This is a genomic window from Saccharomonospora sp. CUA-673 (assembly GCF_001942305.1).
Lineage (GTDB): Bacteria > Actinomycetota > Actinomycetes > Mycobacteriales > Pseudonocardiaceae > Prauserella.
Window position 1 is genome coordinate 1 of record NZ_MKKE01000001.1, and the last position, 16,971, is coordinate 16,971.

The following is a 16,971-nucleotide window of genomic DNA, read 5'->3' on the forward strand; positions in this document are numbered from 1 at the left end:
CGCCGACCTGCTCCTGGGCAACGACCCCGGTGTGACCGTGCCGCAATCGGCGGCGATGGTCTATCTCCACATGCCCATCGACACCGCGCTCTCCATGTCCGAGACCGGAGCCTCGATCGACGGGATCGGACCAGTCCCGGCCGCGTACGCACGGGAGATCATGACCAACCCCAAGTCGATCTGGCGGAAGGTGCTGTGTGATCCCGCCACCGGCAACCCCGTCGACCTCGGCCGATCCAGCTATCGTCCGAATTCGACGATCCGCACACTCGTCCAGGTCCGCGACCACATGTGCATCGTCCCCTGGTGCCGACGACCCGCCCGCCACTGCGACTTCGACCACCAGAAACAGTGGGCCAAAGACGGTGGCTCAACCTCGACCAGCAACGCCGCACCACGCTGCCGCAAACACCACCGACTCAAGAACGCACCCGGCTGGATCCACCACTACGACCCGACCCGCGGCACGTCCTCGATCACCACCCCACTCGGCGTGATCTACACCGACAAACGCGAAACCATCCTGCCACCGCGATCGTCCGAAACCCGCTAGCCGATGATCGCCACACCGTCGGCGTCGAGCACCAGCCCGACGTCGTCGCCCACGCGCACCTCCTCGCCCGCGCCGGCCACCGTGTCGACCGTCGCCGCCACATCGACGGCGCCGGACACGTCGACCGACAGGCGGAGGTGGTCCAGACGGCGCACACACTGCACGACCGTCCCGCGCACCGAACCCGACGCGGCGGCCGCGGCCAGGCGCAACGCGTGCGGGCGCAGGCCCACCGCCGCCCTGCCGGCCGCCGCCCACGGCACACTCGCCGAGCCGAACGCGCAGGTCAGACGACCGTCCGACACCTCACCCGGCACGACGGTCGTGACGCCCAAGAACCGCGCGACCCGCTCGTCGACCGGCGCGCGCCAGACATCGAGCACGTCGCCGGACTGGCGGATCGTGCCCGCGTCCAACACGGCCAACCGGTCGGCCAACGTGAACGCCTCCGCCTGGTCGTGCGTCACCAACAACGTCGTCGTCTTCGCGCGCCGCAACACGCTTACCAACTCGAGCGCCAACGACTCCCGCAACTCGGCGTCCAAACCGGACAACGGCTCGTCCAGCAACAACAACCGCGGCCGGGGCGCCAAGGCCCGCGCCAACGCCACCCGCTGCGCCTCGCCACCCGACAACTCGGTCACCCGGCGACGCTCGTACCCCGCCAGGCCGACGAGGTCCAGCAACTCCGCCACCCGGCCGGCCTGCTCCGCAGCAGGCACACCGTGCATCCGCAGACCGAACGCGATGTTGCCCGCCACGTCGCGATGCGGAAACAACTGCCCGTCCTGGAACACCAAGCCGAACCCACGACGATGCACCGGCACGTCGTCGAGACCCTGCCCGTCCCAGCGCACCGAACCACCGGACGTCTCCAACCCGGCGATGGCGCGCAACAACGTCGACTTGCCCGAACCCGACGGCCCCAGCAACGCCAACACCTCACCGTCGGCGATCTCCAACGCCACATCCCGCACCGCAGGCACATCGCCGTACGCCACCGACAGGCCGTCCACCGTCAACATCAGAACTCCCCCACCCTCGCCTGCGGCGACCGCAACCGATCGATGACCGCAGCCACCACCGCCGTCACCACCATCAACAACGTGCACGCCGCATACGCCATCTGCGTGTTCAACTCCCCCGGCCTGCTGATCAACTCGTGAATCGCCACCGGCAACGTCGGCGCCTCCGGCCGCGCCAGGAAACTCGTCGCACCGAACTCGCCCAACGCCACCACGAACCCGAACGCCGCTGCCGCCGCCAACGATCGCGCCGCCAACGGCAGATCCACCGCCCACCACACCCGCACCGGCCGCGCACCCAGCGTCCCCGCCGCCTGCCGCAGCCGCTCGTCCACCGACCGCAACACCGGCAACACCATCCGGATCACCAACGGCACCACCACCAGCGCCTGCGCAACCGGCACCAACAACGGCGACGTCCGCAGGTCCCCCGGCAACGCGTCCAACGTGACCAGGTACCCGAAACCGACCGTCACCGCCGACACACCCAACGGCAACATCAACGCCGCATCCACGTCTCCGACGCCGCCCGCGCAGCCCGGCCCCGCGCACGCCCGGCCGCCACCACGCGACCGCAGCCACAACCCCCACCACCATCGCCAACACCGTCGCGTCGAACGCGGTGCGCAGCGAATTCACTGCCGCATCCCACCCCGTGACGCTCAACGTCCCGTCGCCCGAACCCGCCAGCGCGCGATAACCGTCCAACCCCCACCCGTCGCGTGTGGACAACGACCGCACCACCAACGCCACGATCGGCACCACCAGCGCGCCCACCACGGCCAACGCGGCCCCGACCACCCACCACTCACGACCCTCCGGCCGCCGGGCCACCGACAACGCGCCCGCAACGCCGCCGCACGCTCCCTGCGCCGACGCGCCGCACCGCCGATCACCAACGCCGCCACCACCGCGGCCAACTGCACCAACGACAACGCCGCCGCGCCCGGCAGATCCAACATCTCCACGGTGCGGACGTAGATCTCCGTCTCCAACGTGCGATACCGGGCCCCGCCCAACATCAACACCACGCCGAAGCTCGTCGAACAGAACAGGAACACCACCGCCGCCGACGACGCCAACGCCGGCATCAACGCGGGCAACGTCACCGACCGGAACGCCCGCCACCGCGACGCGCCCAGCGACCGCGCCGCATCCTCGGCCCGCCGGTCCAGGTGCGCCCACAACCCGCCCACCGTGCGCGCGACGACGGCGACGTTGAAGAACGCGTTCGCCAACACGATCGCGCCGACCCCGCCACCCGGCCACAACGCGCGGAACGCCAGGCCGACCACCACCGTCGGCAGCACGAACGGGATCAGCAGGAACGTGCGCGCCCACCCGGACACGCGCAGGCGCGCCCGCGCGAGCAGGAACGCCACCGGCATCCCCGCCACCACGGCGACCACCGTCGACGCCGCCGCCTGGCCCACCGTGAACGCAGCCAGATCCCACGTCTCCGCGCTCACCAGCGCAGCGGCGACCCCACCGTCGGCCAGGCCCAGCCGGACGATCGCCACGACCGGCCAGGCGAAGAACACGCCGAGGAACGCGATCGGCACCGCCGCCAGCGCGGCCACGCCCAGGCCACGGGGCAGGCGTGGACCGCCGGGCCGGCTCAGCCCTCGTACAGCTCGCGCCACTGCGTGATCCAGTCCTCCCGGTGCTCGTCGACCTGCTCGGCCGGCAGCTCCGCCGGGTCCTCCGGCAACGGCGCCGCCTCCTGCCACGCCTCGGGCAGCTCGACGTCGTCCCGCGTCGGGTAGACGTACATGTTGTCGGCGACCGTCTCCTGGAACTCCGGGGACAGCAGGAAGTCGACGACCTGCCGCGCCTGCCGGGGCTTGTCCGTGCCGTCGAGCACGCCCGCGTACTCCACCTGCCGGTAACAGGTGTCGAGCAGCGCCTTCGTGCGCGGCGTCCCGTCGTCGCCGACCTCGGCCGCCGGCGACGACGCGTACGACACGACGATCGGCCGCGGGCCCGCGCCGGACGAACCCGAGAACTCCTGCGTGTAGGCCTCGGTCCAGCCGCTGACGACCTGGACGCCGTTGTCCTTGAGGCCCTGCCAGTAGTCCTGCCAGCCGTCCTCGCCCTCCGCGGCGACCGTGGCCAGCAGGAACGCCAGCCCGGGCGACGACGTCGCCGGGCTCGGCGCCACCAGCAGATCGCGGTAGCGCGGTTCGGTGAGGTCGGCGAACGTCTCCGGCTCGGGCACGTCGTTCTCGACGAACCACTCGGTGTCGATGTTGACGCAGACGTCGCCGACGTCGACGGCCGTGAGCCGGTCGCCGTCGGCACCGTCGACCGCGTACCGCTGCGGACCCTGGTCGGCGGCGTCCGGGGTGTGGGGTTCGAACACGCCCTCCCGGAGCGTGCGGGAGGCGAACGTCGAGTCGACGCCGAAGGCCACGTCGGCGACCGGGTTGGCCTTCGTCAGCACGAGCCGGTTCGCCAGCGCACCCGCGTCACCCTGCTTGAGCTGCTCGATCCGGATGCCGGAGCGCTCCTCGAACGCATCCAGCACCTCCTGCGGCACCGTGAACGAGTCGTGCGTCGCGAGGATGACCGCGGTGGTCCCCTCGTCGGCCGGTTCGTCCCCGCCGATCAGGGTGCAACCCGAGACCAGCAGACCCGTGAGGGCGACGGCGGTGGTCGTGCGCAGGGGGCGCGGCAACATGGCTCTCCTCTTCCGACGCCGCTGACGACGTCCTCCGGCACCGTCACGCGGCGTCACCGCCAACCTCACCGGATCGGGCGAGGGCGGGAGGCGGGCGGCCCGAGGTGAGCCTGCCTCCCTGCGCCGGCATGATCCGGATCAGGTGCGAACGGTCGTGGGTCGTGCGCCCACCTCTCAGTCCGGCCGGTGCACCGGACTCCCGTGGCGGTAATGCGACTGTGCAGCTTACCCCGCTGACCAGCACCATGGACACATGACGGAACTACTTGACGACGACCGTATCCGCGCGGCGCTCGAACACCTTCCCGACTGGCAGCGCGAGGGCGACGCGATCACCCGGGAGGCGAAGCTGCCGACCTTCCTGCGAGCCATCGAGGTGGTGAACCGCGTCGCCGAGCTCGCCGAGGCCGCCGACCATCACCCGGACGTGGACATCCGATGGCGCACGCTACGTTTTTCCCTCAGTACCCACAGTGCGGGTGGGCTGACCGACAAGGACGTCTCGTTGGCGAACGAGATCGACCATGCCGTTGACGGCGTCATGAGGGGCGCGTAGCCGCGTCACACACACGATCATGTGACGTGTACGGCAGCCGGCAACGTTTCCGTGTCGAGTGGCGATACACGGGTAACCGACCAGAGGGAGGGAGTGCGCATGAGCCGAATCGCTTTACGTACCAACGATTTCCGTGGTGTGTCCACAGAAGACGCCGGGTGGCGGACACGGCCGTTGCGCGCCCTGGCGGTGTCGATTCTCGCCGTCCTCGGTTCGCTGTTCGCCGGAGCGTTGCCGGCCGGGGCCGCCGAGGAGGAGACCCGCCGCGCGGCGGGCGACCAGTGGGACGCCTTCACCCAGGCGCTCGTCGTGGGCGGCACGGCGTTCGTGATGTTCGTCGGCCTCGCCGCGGCGGTGCTGTACTACACGGCCAAGGGCCACCGCCGGCAGCCCCAGTAGCGGCTCCGGCGGGGCCGACCGGGAGCGGTGCGCATCACCCGGATGCGCTGTAACGACGGCAGGGCGGTGCGCGCTGTTCCAGGTGGACGTCCCTACACCCCTCCTGGAGCACCCATGCAGCGCGTTCCCGTCCTGGACCCCCGCCGCCAGGCCGCCGTCACGGCCCTCGCCACGTTCGTGACCCTGATGATCGTGATCACCCTGGCCCTGCTGGGCTGACACCGGTGCCGGCGGGCCCGCGCGCGTGCGAGCCCGCCGGATCTCAACCGCCGATGCGTTCGGCGAGGACGCTCTGTCCTGGGCCGGTGAGTTCGTCGACGACGCCTCGCCGGCCGGCCATCGCCAGCAGCAGAGCCTCGCCGGGCCCGCGGACCTCCGCGCCCTCGCCCAGGGCGACGTCGATGTCGTCGGCGATCAGTCGGAGTCCGTGCGTCCGCCCCTTGGCGCGCAACGGCGGTGCGCCGAGCGACAGCGGCAACGCCACCGCCAACCGCTCCGCCGGGACGTCGCGCTGTTTGCCGAGTCCACGCCGGATGTCCTGGTGGTGGATGAGCCCGTCGAGGAACGCGATCCGGCCGTCGCCCCACGTCGGGAAGCCCCGCGGGGTCAGGCGCTCGTCGAGCAGCTCCAGCAACCGGTCGGGTTCGTGCGAGTACTCCTGCACGCCGATCTCGTTGACGACGGCGGGCCGGAACCGGCCGCGGACGAACCGCCGGAGCACGCCCGCCGGGCCGAGCCCGTCGTAGCTGATCATGTGGGCGACGACGTCCCGTACCCGCCAGCCCTCACACAGACTCGGGCTGTCCCATTCGGCGGACGTGAGCGTGCCGAGGAACTCGGCCAGCTCCGTCCGTTCCTCGGTGGCGAACTCGACGTTGCCCATGACGGTCCCCTCGCGGCGCGGCCTCGACGCCCAGGACCGTAACCCCCGGGGCCCGGGAACACAGCCCCCACAAACGCCGCGTTCCCGGCAAAGCAGGTGCCCCGGGGGTCACAATGCGATGTCAGACGATCCAACGCCAGGTGATGGCGCCGACGATGCCGTCGACGGTGAGGTCGTTGGCGTCCTGGAACTCCTTGACCGCGGTGTCGGTGACGGGGCCGAACGAACCGTCGACCTCGAGCCCGGCGCCGTACTTGTTGAGCGCGGTCTGCACGGCGCGCACGGCGTGGCCGTCGGATCCGGACCTGCGCTCGGCGATGAGCTCGGCGAACGTCTGCGGGCCGACGACACCGTCGACGGTCAGGCCCTGCTCCTCCTGGAACTCGCGTGCGGCAGCGCCGGACACCGAGCCGAACACGCCGTCGACCTCGAGGTCGGCGCCGCGGAAGTTGAGCAGGTGCTGGGCGACCCTGGACGTCTGGGGCGGGTTGGACCGCTCGGGCGACACGGTCGAGTAGGTGTCGCGGGCCGCGGTCCACGGTGCGGGCGGCTCGTCGGACACGGACTCGCCGCGCACGAGGGACATGAAGTACGACCAGTTCCAGCCGGGGCCCGGGTCGGTGTGCGTGGCGTCCTCGACCTCGTTGTGACCGATGATGTGGTCGCGATCCTGCGGGATGTTCCACGTCGAGCACAGGTGCTGCACCAGCTTCGCGGACTCGCGGTACATGGTGCCGGTGTAGTAGAAGCCGGGCTCCTCGACCCAGCCCTCGTGCTCGATGCCGACGGAGTAGCTGTTGGCGCTGTTGGCGTGCCAGGAGATGCGGTTCTCGCGCACCATCTGCGTCATGTGGCCGTCGGACGAGCGGATGACGTAGTGCGCGGCGACGCCGTTCTCGCCGGCCATGTGATTGATCGCGCCCTGGTAGGCGCCCTGCGTGGTGTGGATGACGACGGCGGTGACGTCGGAGCGGGTGTCGCCGAGTGCGTTGGAGCCGGCCGAGACCCAGTCGTCGGCGCCGGAGTACTCGGGCACGTTGGCGGTGCTGGGCGCGGCGCCCGCGACGCGGGCGAGCGCGGGCACGCTCACGGCGGCCACGGCGGCGGCACCGCCGGTGAGGGCGAGCATGCGGCGGCGGGACAGGGCGAGATCGGGGAGCGAGTTCTGGTCGGACGACATGGTTCCTCCGGTTACGACAGCGAGGTCCTCTCGGGCGCACGCGCCGCAGGGATGACGGCGCTGTGCTGACCGCGAACGTAGGGACCCGGCCACGACAAAACCGCGAAAAACCGCGAACTACCTACTTTGCTACTACCGACGAACGGATTGGACCACCTGCGGAGAACCCCGCCCCGACCAGCGGGGTCAGGACCGGAACAGGCGAATGTGGGCGAAGTGCTCGGCCTTGAGCGTGCGGAACCACAGCACGTGCGACCACGACACGACCTCACCCCCGGCCGTCGTCCACGTGCCCCACGCGGAGGCGGCCCTGCCGTGCGTGATCGCGGCCTCGACGTGCGCGGCGACCAGCCCGTCCGGGACCGCGTCGACCAGTGCCGCGGCGACGTCCTCACGCCCGGTCGCTTCGGGCCCGCCGACGACCTCGAGTACGCACCCGTCGGCGAGCACCTCGGCGATCGCCGCGACGTCCCGCCGCGCGAGGTGCTCCTCGAACCGGGCGACGAACAGGTTCTTCGGCGAGTTGCCGCACGAGTCCGTCCCCGTGATCTCCACAGCCACTCCGTTCGTCGGTTACCCGTCGGCGAGCCACGGGTCGATCAGGCGCACGTCCAGCCGGTCGAAGTCCTTCGTGTTGCGCGTGACCAAGGTCAGGTCGTGGACCACGGCGGTCGCCGCGATCAGCGCGTCTCGCTCCGGCCGGGGGTCCGGGACGTGCGACCGGCACGCGTGCCGCGCGACCGGTACGTCGACCGGCAACACGCGGCCCGCGAAAACGTGGAGGACGTCGTCCTCGAGCCAGGTGCGCAGCCTGGTGGCCTGGGCCCGGTCGCGCCGTTCGACCCGGCTGATCCCCAGTTCCACCTCCAGAATCGTCACCGCGGACAGGTAGAGATCGGACGCGTCCGCGATGCAACCCAGGAGCGCACCGCACCGTCGGCCCGGTCGGCGGGTTTACGAAGCTCGCTCAGGACATTCGTGTCGAGCAGGTAGCTCACAACTCGGGAACCTTCGGCTGCAACTGGACGGGTTCGAAGTCGACGTCGATGTCGTCGGTCATGCTCAGCCGGTCGACCAGATCCGCTCCCGTTTCACCGAGCCGCCGGTACTCGTCGATCGACAGCAGCACGAACGCCGGCTCGCCGCGATCGGTGATCAGCACCGGCCCCTCTTCGGCCGCCCGCTTGGCAGCGCTGACGTCCCGGTTGAACTCGCGCGCACTCATCGTCGTCATCGCCACCCCCGGAATGTAGGTACGTAACTACGTTACCAGGGCTCGTGGTCCGCCTCAAACAACGCCGGACCACCGCTGGCCGTGCTTCAGGCGTGGTTCACCGCTACCGTGGCCGCGTGGACACACCACTCCCCGACGAAGTGGCCCACGCCGTCGGCACGTATCTGCGGGCAGCCGACCGTGTGCTGCCGGGCGGGATCGTCGCGGCAGCCGTCGGCGGGTCGATCGCACTCGACGCCCATCGGCCGGGCGCCAGCGACGTCGACCTGGTCGCCCTGCTCGACGACGATCTGCGTGAACGACGTGATCTTCTCCCCCGGCTACGCGCCCTGCATGTGTCGCAACTTCCACGTCTCCTCGGCCGAGCCGTGCGCGGACACGGGTTCTCCGCGTGCTGCAACACGGCCTTCGTGTGGGAATCGGATGTGTCCCTGCCGGTGAGCCGGATCGAACCGGCGGCCTCCCACACCGGAGAGCTCTTCGACGCCCGCGGAGCGTTCGACGTCAACCCGGTGACCTGGCATGAACTCACTCGCGGCGGCATTCCGGTCCGTGGCGGTGACCTGTCGACGTGGCGCCTCGATCCCGAACCCGACACCCTGCGAGCCTGGACCCGGCAGAACCTCCACGACTACTGGGCGCCCCTCGCCGACCGACTGAATGGACGGAGCGGACAGAGCCGTCGACGGCCGATCGGCGCGAGTCGGGTCGAATGGTGCGTACTGGGCCCGGCCCGAATGCACGCCACGATCACGAATGGAGACGTCGTCTCCAAGGAGGAAGCCGGCCGCGCGCACTCGAAACCTTCCCCGAGCACACACCGATCACCCACCTTGCGCTCGCCCGACTCCGGCGCACCGCCATCCCCGCGAGACCCCCACGGGCGCATTGGCGTGAACAGACGGTCGACGCCATGGACGCGATCATCACGGCGGCCACCGAGGCCCGGACGCAATAGACCCAGCAACGACATTCGGGCGCGGCCAGCTCCAGGACCACGGCGAGCCAGGACCTGTCACTTCGTCACTGGGCAAAGCGATCCAGCAAAGCCACATAGCGCGTACGCCCCTCGCAGGACAATGCGCGGACACGGTCGGCGCGAACCATGCGCGCCGCCGCCTCGGAGATCGCGCGTACTGCGGCGTCGTGCCTGCTGATGCCACTGGCCGCCGCGAGCAGGGTCAACGCCCGCCCCTGCTCCGCGGTCAGTCGCAACGTCATCTCCATGTCAGACATGCTCCCACCACGAGGCCCCGGCCGCGGTTCAGGCGTGGTTGACATCGAGGTTGTCGGGGACGAGGTCTGCGCTGTCGGCGTACTGCCGGAAGCCGAACGCCGCTGCGCGGAAGTACGCCGAGACGCACTGGGCGGCATCGCCGGTGACGCCGACGTCGGACAACGCCTGGTCGAACAGCCGTAGGCAGGCCTCCTCCATGTCGGCGTCGGAGCCCTGACCCGCGTGCAGTCGGCGCATCGACGATTCGTCGCCGTAGCCGGCCGTGTACAACGCGGGCCCGCCCACCGCCTCGGCGAGATAGGCGGCGAGGCGTTCGTCGTGCTGCGGGTGCATGCCGTGGGAGAAGGGGTGTTGCGCCAGCGGGTCGTCCAGGCACAGCTCGTGCCACCGGCGGCACACCGCCAGGATGCGGTCGAATCCCCCGACGTCCTCGTACAGGCTCATCACCGGAGGGTAGCGGCGCGAACCCGGTCGTGCCCGCGGTGAAACGGGGCTACCGTGACGTCCATGGCCACGTTGACCGACGTCGAGCGGATCGCCACCGGGCTTCCCGAGGTGACGATGCGCCCGGCGTGGGGCATGCGCATGTGGCGGGTGCGCGACCGTGGGTTCGTGTGGGAACGGCCGTTGAACGGCACCGATCGTGCGGCGCTCGGCGACGCCGCCCCGGACGGCGAACTCGCGGCCGTACGGGTCCAGGACGAGCCCACGACCCGCGAGCTGCTCGCCGCCTACCCCGACCGTTTCCTGACGATCCCGCACTTCGGCAACTCACCCGTGCTGCTCATCCGGCTCGAGGCCATCGACACCGAGCACCTGCGCGAGATGATCGTCGACGCGTGGCTCGACCGCGCCCCGAAACGACTCGCCGCCGCCTACCTCGCCGAACACCCCGACGACTAGGCCTACCCGGCGGCCGGGACGAGGGTGTTCTGTCGGCGCTGAATCCACCACCTGCCCTCGCGGCGGACGAACACGTACAGCGCGTTCATCGCCGGCGGCTCCCCCGAATCCGCCGCCGCACGGGAGGCCCACGCGGTCTTCAGCGCAACGGCGACGTCGGGCGCGACGAGCTCGATGTCACCGAGTTCGTAGTGGGCGGTCGCGTCGCGGAGCGGACCGGCAAGGCCCGCCCGGACGGATTCCTCCACCGCCGACCGCCCACGGAGGACGCCGCCGACGGCGTTCACGATCACCGCGTCGTCGGCGACGTGCCGCACGAGCAGTTCCGGGTCGTTGGCGTTGAACCCCGTCTCGACGTCCGTGACGATCGCCTGCAACGCCGCGCTGTCGCTCTTGGTCATATCCACGACACCGTTGTAGTACCTCGACCTCACTCGAGGTCAAGTCGAGAACCGTGCCGGCCGGGCTCGTCGAGCTCGGCCGGCACGGTCCGGATCGTGCTTCCCCGCCGATGTCAGGCACGTTCGACGGGGAGCCAGAGCTCGCACGTCGCGGTGCTGAAGTCCTCGGCCTGGTCCAGATAGGAGACCAGCGACGGTCCGGGACGGAGTCGCCACGGGTTGGACGGGAACCATTCGGTCGCCGTCGCCGCCATCGTGTCCTGCAGCGCCTTCGGGTGCTCACCGGAGGTGCGGAACACGGCCCACGAACCGGCCTCGGCCTCGATCGCGTCGAGGTCGTCCGGGACGTCGGTGTCGGCCCCGACGGCAACGCCCTGCATGTGCGTCAGTTCGCTGCCCTCGGCATAGCCGGGGTCGACGTCGGCGCTGACCTGCAGCACGCCGCTCGGGTCCATGGTGCCGAGTTCCTCGAGTCGCACGAACGCCGAGTCCGGCAGCGACCGGATGTGCTCGGCGATGTGCGGGTTGATGCCTTCGTAGACGAGCGGCACGCGCGCGGCGTGGCCGACCAGGCGGAAGGCGGGTTTGTCGACGATACGTGCGTCCATTGTGGTGCTCCCTTCGACGGTCAGGCGGAACCTGAGCTGTGCTTGACTGCGAAGGGGGCCGCCTGCGCGGCGCACGTCTCCCGGACGCACGCCGTGGACCGTGTGGAACGCCCTGCCGAACGCCTCGGTCGATCCGTATCCATATCGGACGGCGATCGTCAGCAGGTCCTCACCGCCGATGACGTCCGCCGCGGCGACCGTCATCCGCCGGCGCCGGATGTAGTCCGACACCGGCATTCCCGCCAGGGACGAGAACATGCGGCGTAGGTGATACTCGGTGGTTCCCGCGCCGACCGCGAAGGCGGCGACGTCGAGTTCCTCGTCGAGATGGTTCTCGACGGCGGCCACGAGGCGGTTCAGAGTGTCGATCACGGCTGCTCCCTTCGTGACCGAATTCTTCCGAGTATCGGCATGGGCCCGCCCGATCTTTCCTGCCCGATTCGATCGGCGCGATCCGGCGCCGGTCGGGTGCGGCTCAGCGGCGCGGTTCAGCCGCGGACGTGCCGGGCGCAGGCGGCGACGATGGCTTCGGCGGCATCGATCGCCTCGGTGACGTCCTGCGAGGTGGCGGTCGGACGGTCGACGGCGGGGTACTCGGTGGCGTTGCGCACCTGGCGCATCCACTCGAAGTCCTCGAGCGCCTCGTCGGCGACGAACACCGCGGCCGCGGTTCCGGTGTTGCGGTGGGCGCCGCCGATGGGCCGCACCCGCAGTCCCTCCGCGGCCAGCACCGCGCCGAGTGCCTTGCGCGCCCCGTCGTAGGCGGCGGTGAAGGCCATCGCGTGGTCGTCGGTGCCGGCGAGCACGCGCGCGGTGTGCACGTGCCGTTCGGCCGTGTCGATGACGCCCAGTGCGTGCTCCCGGTTCACCTCGACGCGGTCGAGGCGGTTCTGCTTGAGCATCCGGGCGATCGGATCAGTCACGGCTGTCCCCGTTTCCGGCCGGGTCGAGTACCTCGCCGGTCCGGACGTCGACGACGGGACGCGAGCGCACGGTCGTGACGAACGGGTCCGGGTCCGGCGTGTCCCAGTCCTCGCGTGCGAGCCGCGTGATGTTGACGGGGAGGTCGAGGCGGTCGCCGACGTCGCCAGCGATGCGGGTCAGCGTCCGCCGGGGCGCGTCGCCGACGACGAGCACGTCGAGGTCGTGGGGAAACGCGCCGCTCTCGCCCGCGCGGCGCGCCGCCCACGAGCCGTAGATCAGGACGCGCTCGGCGCCGTCGACACCGTCGAATGCCTCGCGCAGCATGGGAATCGGTCCGTAGGTAGCGGCGATGAGGTCGCGCATCAACGCGAACAGCGGATGGTCCTCGTTCGCCTGCACGAGACGGTTACGCCCCTCGTGCCGGTCACGTAGGACGTCGTTGTCGATGAGTCGTCCGATCTCGCGGTGGACGACCGGCCCGCTCACGCCGGTACGTCGTCCGAGCTCGGCCAGCGAGAACTCCCGGTCGGGGTGGCCGAGCGTCTCGGCCAGCAGCGCCCCGACCGCGTCCGACCGCACGAACGGCGTCAGCTGCGGAGCCAGAGTCTTCACAAAACAGGAAGATATCTTCCATTTATCGGAAGAGTCAAGCGTAGCCGTCAGTCGCCCTTCGCTGCCCTGAAGCGGGCCTTCTTCTGCTTGTTGCCGCAGGTGTTCATGTCGCACCACCGCCGGCTTCGGCTGCGGCTGGTGTCGAAGAACGCGGCGCGACATGTCGGCGATGCGCACAGCGCCAACCGCCCTTCACGTTCGCCGGCGAGCATGTCGATCGCATCGGCGGCGATGACACCGAGCGCGTCCGCCACGGCGGCGCCGTCCGCACCGAGGCGCCACTCCCGTCGACCCTCGGATGTCAACATCGCGGCAGCCCGCCCCTGGCCACTGCAGTCGTTGATCACCGCGACGGCCTCCGGCGGGAGTTCCTCATCGGATGCGGCCGCGGTCGCCGCGGCGTGGATCGACTCCCGCAGCTGCTTCGCGCGCTCGAGTTCGGCCTCGGTGCATCCGTCGACGGTCAGGCCGTGGATGTCGAGCCAGTCGACAAGTCGCCGCGGCACGGGAATCCGCTCGACCTGCGCGCCCTGACGTTCGGTCAACGTCGCCGTGAAGCTCGTCGCCAGCTCGCTGCCGAGGCGGAACTCGGGGAACTCAGCACCCATGGAACCAGCTTAGCCGGTTGCCATCACGCAACGCCGACTGGTAGAACCGTCTTAGCCGGTTCCAACCGGGTTCGACGTCGCGAGGAGGTCGCATGTCCGCCCCCACCCTCGATGTGCAGGAGTTCCGCGCCCACGCCGTGGACGCCGACCTGGCCGATCTGTGGGCGCGCCTGGCCGCGACGCGACTGCCGGAGGCCGAGACGGTGCACCGCGCCGGGCCCGACCCGCGCCGCTGGGATCAGGGCGTTCCGCTGGCCGACCTCGTCGACGTCGTCGAGTACTGGCGGACCGACTACGACTGGCGCGCGTGCGAGGATCGCCTCGACCGGATCGGCCAGTTCCGCACGACGATCGACGGCCTGGGCATCCATTTCCTGCACCGCCGCTCGCCCCGCGCGGACGCCGTTCCGCTGGTGCTGACGCACGGGTGGCCGAGCAGCGTCGCCGAGTTCGTGGATGTCGTCGACGAGCTGGCCGATCCGGCCGACGGCGCGGCGCCGGCGTTCACGTGGTGGTGCCGTCGCTGCCGGGTTTCGGATACAGCGACAAACCGTCGGCCACGGGTTGGGGCACGGAGCGGATCGCGGCGGCGTGGGTGGAACTGATGGCGCGCCTCGGTTACGCCGAGTTCGCCGCGCACGGCGGGGATTGGGGCGGCAATATCACGACGGTCCTCGGCGGCCGGTTCCCGGACCGCGTCCTCGGCATTCATTCGACGTACGCGGAGGCCCCGCCCGGGGTGACGACCGACGGTCTGACGGCGGCAGAACGCCGGTGGGCCGACGACACGGCCGATTTCTGGCTCAACCGCGCGGCGTACGCGAAACAGCAGGCGACCCGTCCGCAGACGATCGGCTATGCGCTCGTCGATTCGCCGGTGGGTCTGCTCGCGTGGATTCTCGACAAGTTCGCGGAGTGGAGCGACACGGTCGACAGTCCATTCGAGACGATGTCGCGGGACCGCATCCTGGACACGGTGACGTTGTACTGGTTGACGCGCAGCGGTGCGTCGGAGGCGCGGATCTACTACGAGAGCCACAATTCGCTCGATCCGGATCTCCGGGTGGACGTCCCGGCGGCGATCACGACGTATCCGCGCAACATCGAGAAGTGCCCGCGTCCGTGGGCGCGGGAACGGTATCGGCAGATCGTGCGCTGGCGGGAGCCGGAATCCGGCGGCCACTTCCCAGCGCTCGAGCGACCCGAGTACTTCGTCCAGGACCTGCAGGCAGGCCTGTCGGCGGTCCTGGCCGCACGGGGCTGACCGGCGTTGCCCGCCGGATACGATCGGACGGTGATGTCCGTCCGTCGCGCGACACCCGAGGATGCGGAGTCGCTGACCGACCTGCACCTCGACGTGTGGGACGAGGCCTATTCCGGGCTCATCCCCGCGGAGTTGCTGGCGGCGCGGCGCGCACGGCGCGAGAGCATGATCGAACGGTGGCGCGACGTCCTCGCGGATGGAACGACCACGCAGCTCGTCGCCTGCGACGACACGTGCCGATTGCAAGGCTTCACGAGTGTCGGCCCTGGTCAGGACGAGGGCCTGCCGGACCTACGGGTCATGGCCCTGTACGTGCGGGCCGAGGTCTACGGCACGGGCGTCGGCCACGCCCTGCTCGACGCGGCGGTCGGCGACGCGCCGGCCTACCTGTGGGTTCTCGACGGCAACCGCCGAGCGATCGACTTCTACACCGGACAGGGCTTCCAGTTCGACGGCACGACCATGACCGAACCCGAAGGCGTCGAACACCGCATGGTCCGCAGATAACCCCAGCGCTCAGGCTCGCGCGAACGATCCGTCCTCGAACAACAACGGCACGACATGACGAGTTCACGCGGACTGCTGCGTCCACATCGGACGCGTATCCCATCGCGGTGAGCTCGCGAGCGCCGACGCACGCGCCGAGGTGTTCCACCGCGTTGTCACCGACGGCACCGAACAACGCGGCGGCCGTCGACGCCTCCGGACTCATCACCGCGCGACGCTCCGACGTCGTCGACCCGATGGCCGACGCCAGCTCGGCGAGGATCGCGCCGGCGCCGAGGTGGCCCTCGAGGGCGGGTCGGAGCGAGTCGTCGTGCTCCCACCGTTCGCCCGCGGCGATGACCGCGACCGATGCGCCCTGGTCGATCCGCGGCGCGAGCCGGTCGGCGACGGCGCGGGCGTTGCGCAGGCAGCCGATAACGACCTCGCCGCCGGCGTCGGCCACAGCGGCGGCGATCGTCGATCCGTTCGGCGACGGCAGGACGAGGCGCGGTACCGGTTCGCACGAGAGGAGACCGGCGGGCGACAGCGACGGGACCGGTGCGGCGCCCTCCTTCGTCGCCTCGAGCCGGCCGACGGCGAGCACGGCGTCCCGTTCCCGCGCAAACGTTTCCGCGCGGTCGTCCTTCCACCGGTACGGGTAGACCCGCATGCCGCGTTCGACGGCGATGCAGACCGAGGTGGAGAAACTCAGCACGTCAACGACGACGGCGATATCGGCCGCGGTGGCCCGTGCGCCGACCGGTCCCCAGTCGAAGCGGACGGCATGGTTCCGCTGTCCGAACAGTTCCGTGCCGGCCATCGCGTGCCCGTCCACCTACCCGGACACCGGTGCGGTCACGGGCGGAGTTCCTTCTTCAGCTTCTCCCAGGCGGTGGTGCGCAGCTTTCCGCTTGCGTGGGCCTGTTCGGCGGCGGCGAGGAGGTGCTCGGGGTCGACACGTCCGTGACATTCGGCGAAGGCGTCGGCGACGGGCTGGCACTCGAGGCCTTCGTAGCGGGTCGTCTCGACCTCGTACTTCGCGTGCGTGAGCTTGACGAAGTCCGGCATGGTGCGCCGCACGCGCCGGGTGGTGGTCACGTAGACGTGGCGGGGGTTGGCGTCGGCGAGCCCGAACAGCGCCAGCACCGATTCGCCGTGCAGGAACGCACCGTCGCCGACCCGCAGGAGCGCCTCGGCGAACCGGTCGTAGCGCGTCGCGGGCGCGTTCGGCACGCGGTACAGCCCGTACGCGACGTTCTCCAACCCGCCCCGTGCGGCCAACTTCGGGAGTTCGACGGCCGGAACCCCGGCCGCGACCGCATCCTTCGGGGTGAGGAATCCGTACTGCTTCAACCCGATCTCGCGGACGACGTCCCGGTACTTCACCCGACTGGCCATGGCACGACTATACCATTAAC

Annotated in this window: 20 protein-coding genes, 3 pseudogenes and 1 riboswitch; of the genes and pseudogenes, 6 read left to right on the top strand and 17 right to left on the bottom strand. The window is 70.3% G+C overall.

Features of this window, described 5'->3' with window-relative positions:
* Nucleotides 1-553, top strand: a 553-nt coding sequence (locus BJF85_RS27795; protein WP_187346840.1) for an HNH endonuclease signature motif containing protein, incomplete at its 5' end; no start/stop codon positions are given.
* Here BJF85_RS27795 and BJF85_RS00010 read toward each other — a convergent pair.
* The 3 genes and pseudogenes from BJF85_RS00010 to BJF85_RS00020 form a co-directional block, all read right to left on the bottom strand.
* Nucleotides 550-1,578, bottom strand: coding sequence for an ABC transporter ATP-binding protein (locus BJF85_RS00010; protein WP_075845209.1), 1,029 nt, complete (start codon nt 1,576-1,578; stop codon nt 550-552). The genes BJF85_RS27795 and BJF85_RS00010 overlap by 4 nt on opposite strands.
* Nucleotides 1,578-3,221: pseudogene (locus BJF85_RS00015) on the bottom strand (ABC transporter permease). Before BJF85_RS00015 ends, BJF85_RS00010 begins: the two are co-directional and overlap by 1 nt.
* Nucleotides 3,197-4,258 (bottom strand): thiamine ABC transporter substrate binding subunit, encoded by a 1,062-nt coding sequence (locus BJF85_RS00020; protein WP_075845210.1) that lies wholly within the window; start codon nt 4,256-4,258, stop codon nt 3,197-3,199. The pseudogene BJF85_RS00015 and the gene BJF85_RS00020 overlap by 25 nt, the downstream one beginning before the upstream one ends.
* A gap of 98 nt (nt 4,259-4,356) precedes the next feature.
* A riboswitch (TPP riboswitch) is annotated at nt 4,357-4,471 on the bottom strand.
* Nucleotides 4,472-4,511: 40 nt separating this feature from the next.
* Between BJF85_RS00020 and BJF85_RS00025 the strand changes: the two genes are divergently transcribed.
* Together BJF85_RS00025 and BJF85_RS00030 are read left to right on the top strand one after the other, a co-directional pair.
* Entirely contained in the window at nt 4,512-4,814 is a 303-nt protein-coding gene (locus BJF85_RS00025; protein ID WP_075845211.1) for a 4a-hydroxytetrahydrobiopterin dehydratase, read from the top strand.
* A gap of 138 nt (nt 4,815-4,952) precedes the next feature.
* On the top strand, nt 4,953-5,213 hold the full coding sequence (locus BJF85_RS00030; RefSeq protein WP_255375281.1) for a hypothetical protein: 261 nt from the start codon (nt 4,953-4,955) through the stop codon (nt 5,211-5,213).
* A 262-nt stretch (nt 5,214-5,475) separates the two neighbouring features.
* Here the strand turns inward: BJF85_RS00030 and BJF85_RS00035 are convergent, their stop codons facing one another.
* From BJF85_RS00035 to BJF85_RS00070, 7 genes are all read right to left on the bottom strand, one after another.
* Nucleotides 5,476-6,096, bottom strand: a complete 621-nt coding sequence (locus BJF85_RS00035; RefSeq protein ID WP_075845212.1) for a maleylpyruvate isomerase family mycothiol-dependent enzyme — start codon at nt 6,094-6,096, stop codon at nt 5,476-5,478.
* Between the two features lie 121 nt (nt 6,097-6,217).
* Complete coding sequence (locus BJF85_RS00040; RefSeq protein ID WP_075845213.1) at nt 6,218-7,276, bottom strand: N-acetylmuramoyl-L-alanine amidase; 1,059 nt, start codon at nt 7,274-7,276, stop codon at nt 6,218-6,220.
* A 186-nt stretch (nt 7,277-7,462) separates the two neighbouring features.
* Entirely contained in the window at nt 7,463-7,831 is a 369-nt protein-coding gene (locus tag BJF85_RS00045) for a nuclear transport factor 2 family protein (protein ID WP_075845214.1), read from the bottom strand.
* An 18-nt stretch (nt 7,832-7,849) separates the two neighbouring features.
* Entirely contained in the window at nt 7,850-8,197 is a 348-nt protein-coding gene (locus BJF85_RS00050) for a type II toxin-antitoxin system VapC family toxin (RefSeq protein WP_369822040.1), read from the bottom strand.
* A 73-nt stretch (nt 8,198-8,270) separates the two neighbouring features.
* Entirely contained in the window at nt 8,271-8,510 is a 240-nt protein-coding gene (locus tag BJF85_RS00055; protein ID WP_030534474.1) for a type II toxin-antitoxin system Phd/YefM family antitoxin, read from the bottom strand.
* Between the two features lie 1,023 nt (nt 8,511-9,533).
* Complete coding sequence (locus BJF85_RS00065) at nt 9,534-9,746, bottom strand: CopG family transcriptional regulator (protein WP_369822036.1); 213 nt, start codon at nt 9,744-9,746, stop codon at nt 9,534-9,536.
* Nucleotides 9,747-9,774: 28 nt separating this feature from the next.
* Nucleotides 9,775-10,191 (bottom strand): oxidoreductase, encoded by a 417-nt coding sequence (locus BJF85_RS00070; protein WP_075845216.1) that lies wholly within the window; start codon nt 10,189-10,191, stop codon nt 9,775-9,777.
* Between the two features lie 63 nt (nt 10,192-10,254).
* On the opposite strand from BJF85_RS00070, the gene BJF85_RS00075 reads away from it, so the two are divergent.
* Nucleotides 10,255-10,650 (top strand): MmcQ/YjbR family DNA-binding protein, encoded by a 396-nt coding sequence (locus BJF85_RS00075; RefSeq protein WP_075845217.1) that lies wholly within the window; start codon nt 10,255-10,257, stop codon nt 10,648-10,650.
* A 2-nt stretch (nt 10,651-10,652) separates the two neighbouring features.
* On the opposite strand, the gene BJF85_RS00080 is transcribed toward BJF85_RS00075, so the two are convergent.
* From BJF85_RS00080 to BJF85_RS00100, 5 genes are all read right to left on the bottom strand, one after another.
* Entirely contained in the window at nt 10,653-11,051 is a 399-nt protein-coding gene (locus BJF85_RS00080) for an SgcJ/EcaC family oxidoreductase (protein ID WP_075845218.1), read from the bottom strand.
* Between the two features lie 113 nt (nt 11,052-11,164).
* A complete protein-coding gene (locus BJF85_RS00085; RefSeq protein ID WP_075845219.1) occupies nt 11,165-12,031 on the bottom strand; it encodes an AraC family transcriptional regulator in 867 nt (288 codons plus the stop codon).
* A 116-nt stretch (nt 12,032-12,147) separates the two neighbouring features.
* On the bottom strand, nt 12,148-12,582 hold the full coding sequence (locus tag BJF85_RS00090; RefSeq protein WP_075845220.1) for a HEPN domain-containing protein: 435 nt from the start codon (nt 12,580-12,582) through the stop codon (nt 12,148-12,150).
* Entirely contained in the window at nt 12,575-13,195 is a 621-nt protein-coding gene (locus BJF85_RS00095; RefSeq protein WP_083665801.1) for a winged helix-turn-helix domain-containing protein, read from the bottom strand. Before BJF85_RS00095 ends, BJF85_RS00090 begins: the two co-directional genes overlap by 8 nt.
* Before the next feature lie 47 nt (nt 13,196-13,242).
* Entirely contained in the window at nt 13,243-13,803 is a 561-nt protein-coding gene (locus BJF85_RS00100; protein ID WP_075845221.1) for an ABATE domain-containing protein, read from the bottom strand.
* A 92-nt stretch (nt 13,804-13,895) separates the two neighbouring features.
* Here BJF85_RS00100 and BJF85_RS00105 point away from each other — a divergent pair.
* Nucleotides 13,896-15,067 (top strand): annotated as a pseudogene (locus BJF85_RS00105) (epoxide hydrolase family protein).
* 33 nt (nt 15,068-15,100) lie between these two features.
* Nucleotides 15,101-15,574, top strand: coding sequence for a GNAT family N-acetyltransferase (locus tag BJF85_RS00110; protein WP_075845222.1), 474 nt, complete (start codon nt 15,101-15,103; stop codon nt 15,572-15,574).
* 115 nt (nt 15,575-15,689) lie between these two features.
* On the opposite strand, the pseudogene BJF85_RS30925 reads toward BJF85_RS00110, so the two are convergent.
* A pseudogene (locus tag BJF85_RS30925) lies at nt 15,690-16,373 on the bottom strand (2-phosphosulfolactate phosphatase); the annotation flags it as partial.
* Between the two features lie 35 nt (nt 16,374-16,408).
* Nucleotides 16,409-16,951, bottom strand: a complete 543-nt coding sequence (locus BJF85_RS00120) for a hypothetical protein (RefSeq protein ID WP_075845224.1) — start codon at nt 16,949-16,951, stop codon at nt 16,409-16,411.
* Between the last annotated feature and the right edge of the window lie 20 nt (nt 16,952-16,971).

Bases quoted from the DNA above. Each gene is read 5' to 3' on its own strand.
- BJF85_RS00010 (WP_075845209.1), bottom strand. From the start codon at position 1,578: ATGTTGACGGTGGACGGCCTGTCGGTGGCGTACGGCGATGTGCCTGCG.
- BJF85_RS00020 (WP_075845210.1), bottom strand. From the start codon at position 4,258: ATGTTGCCGCGCCCCCTGCGCACGACCACCGCCGTCGCCCTCACGGGT.
- BJF85_RS00025 (WP_075845211.1), top strand. From the start codon at position 4,512: ATGACGGAACTACTTGACGACGACCGTATCCGCGCGGCGCTCGAACAC.
- BJF85_RS00035 (WP_075845212.1), bottom strand. From the start codon at position 6,096: ATGGGCAACGTCGAGTTCGCCACCGAGGAACGGACGGAGCTGGCCGAG.
- BJF85_RS00040 (WP_075845213.1), bottom strand. From the start codon at position 7,276: ATGTCGTCCGACCAGAACTCGCTCCCCGATCTCGCCCTGTCCCGCCGC.
- BJF85_RS00055 (WP_030534474.1), bottom strand. From the start codon at position 8,510: ATGACGACGATGAGTGCGCGCGAGTTCAACCGGGACGTCAGCGCTGCC.
- BJF85_RS00065 (WP_369822036.1), bottom strand. From the start codon at position 9,746: ATGTCTGACATGGAGATGACGTTGCGACTGACCGCGGAGCAGGGGCGG.
- BJF85_RS00070 (WP_075845216.1), bottom strand. From the start codon at position 10,191: ATGAGCCTGTACGAGGACGTCGGGGGATTCGACCGCATCCTGGCGGTG.
- BJF85_RS00075 (WP_075845217.1), top strand. From the start codon at position 10,255: ATGGCCACGTTGACCGACGTCGAGCGGATCGCCACCGGGCTTCCCGAG.
- BJF85_RS00080 (WP_075845218.1), bottom strand. From the start codon at position 11,051: ATGACCAAGAGCGACAGCGCGGCGTTGCAGGCGATCGTCACGGACGTC.
- BJF85_RS00100 (WP_075845221.1), bottom strand. From the start codon at position 13,803: ATGGGTGCTGAGTTCCCCGAGTTCCGCCTCGGCAGCGAGCTGGCGACG.
- BJF85_RS00110 (WP_075845222.1), top strand. From the start codon at position 15,101: ATGTCCGTCCGTCGCGCGACACCCGAGGATGCGGAGTCGCTGACCGAC.
- BJF85_RS00120 (WP_075845224.1), bottom strand. From the start codon at position 16,951: ATGGCCAGTCGGGTGAAGTACCGGGACGTCGTCCGCGAGATCGGGTTG.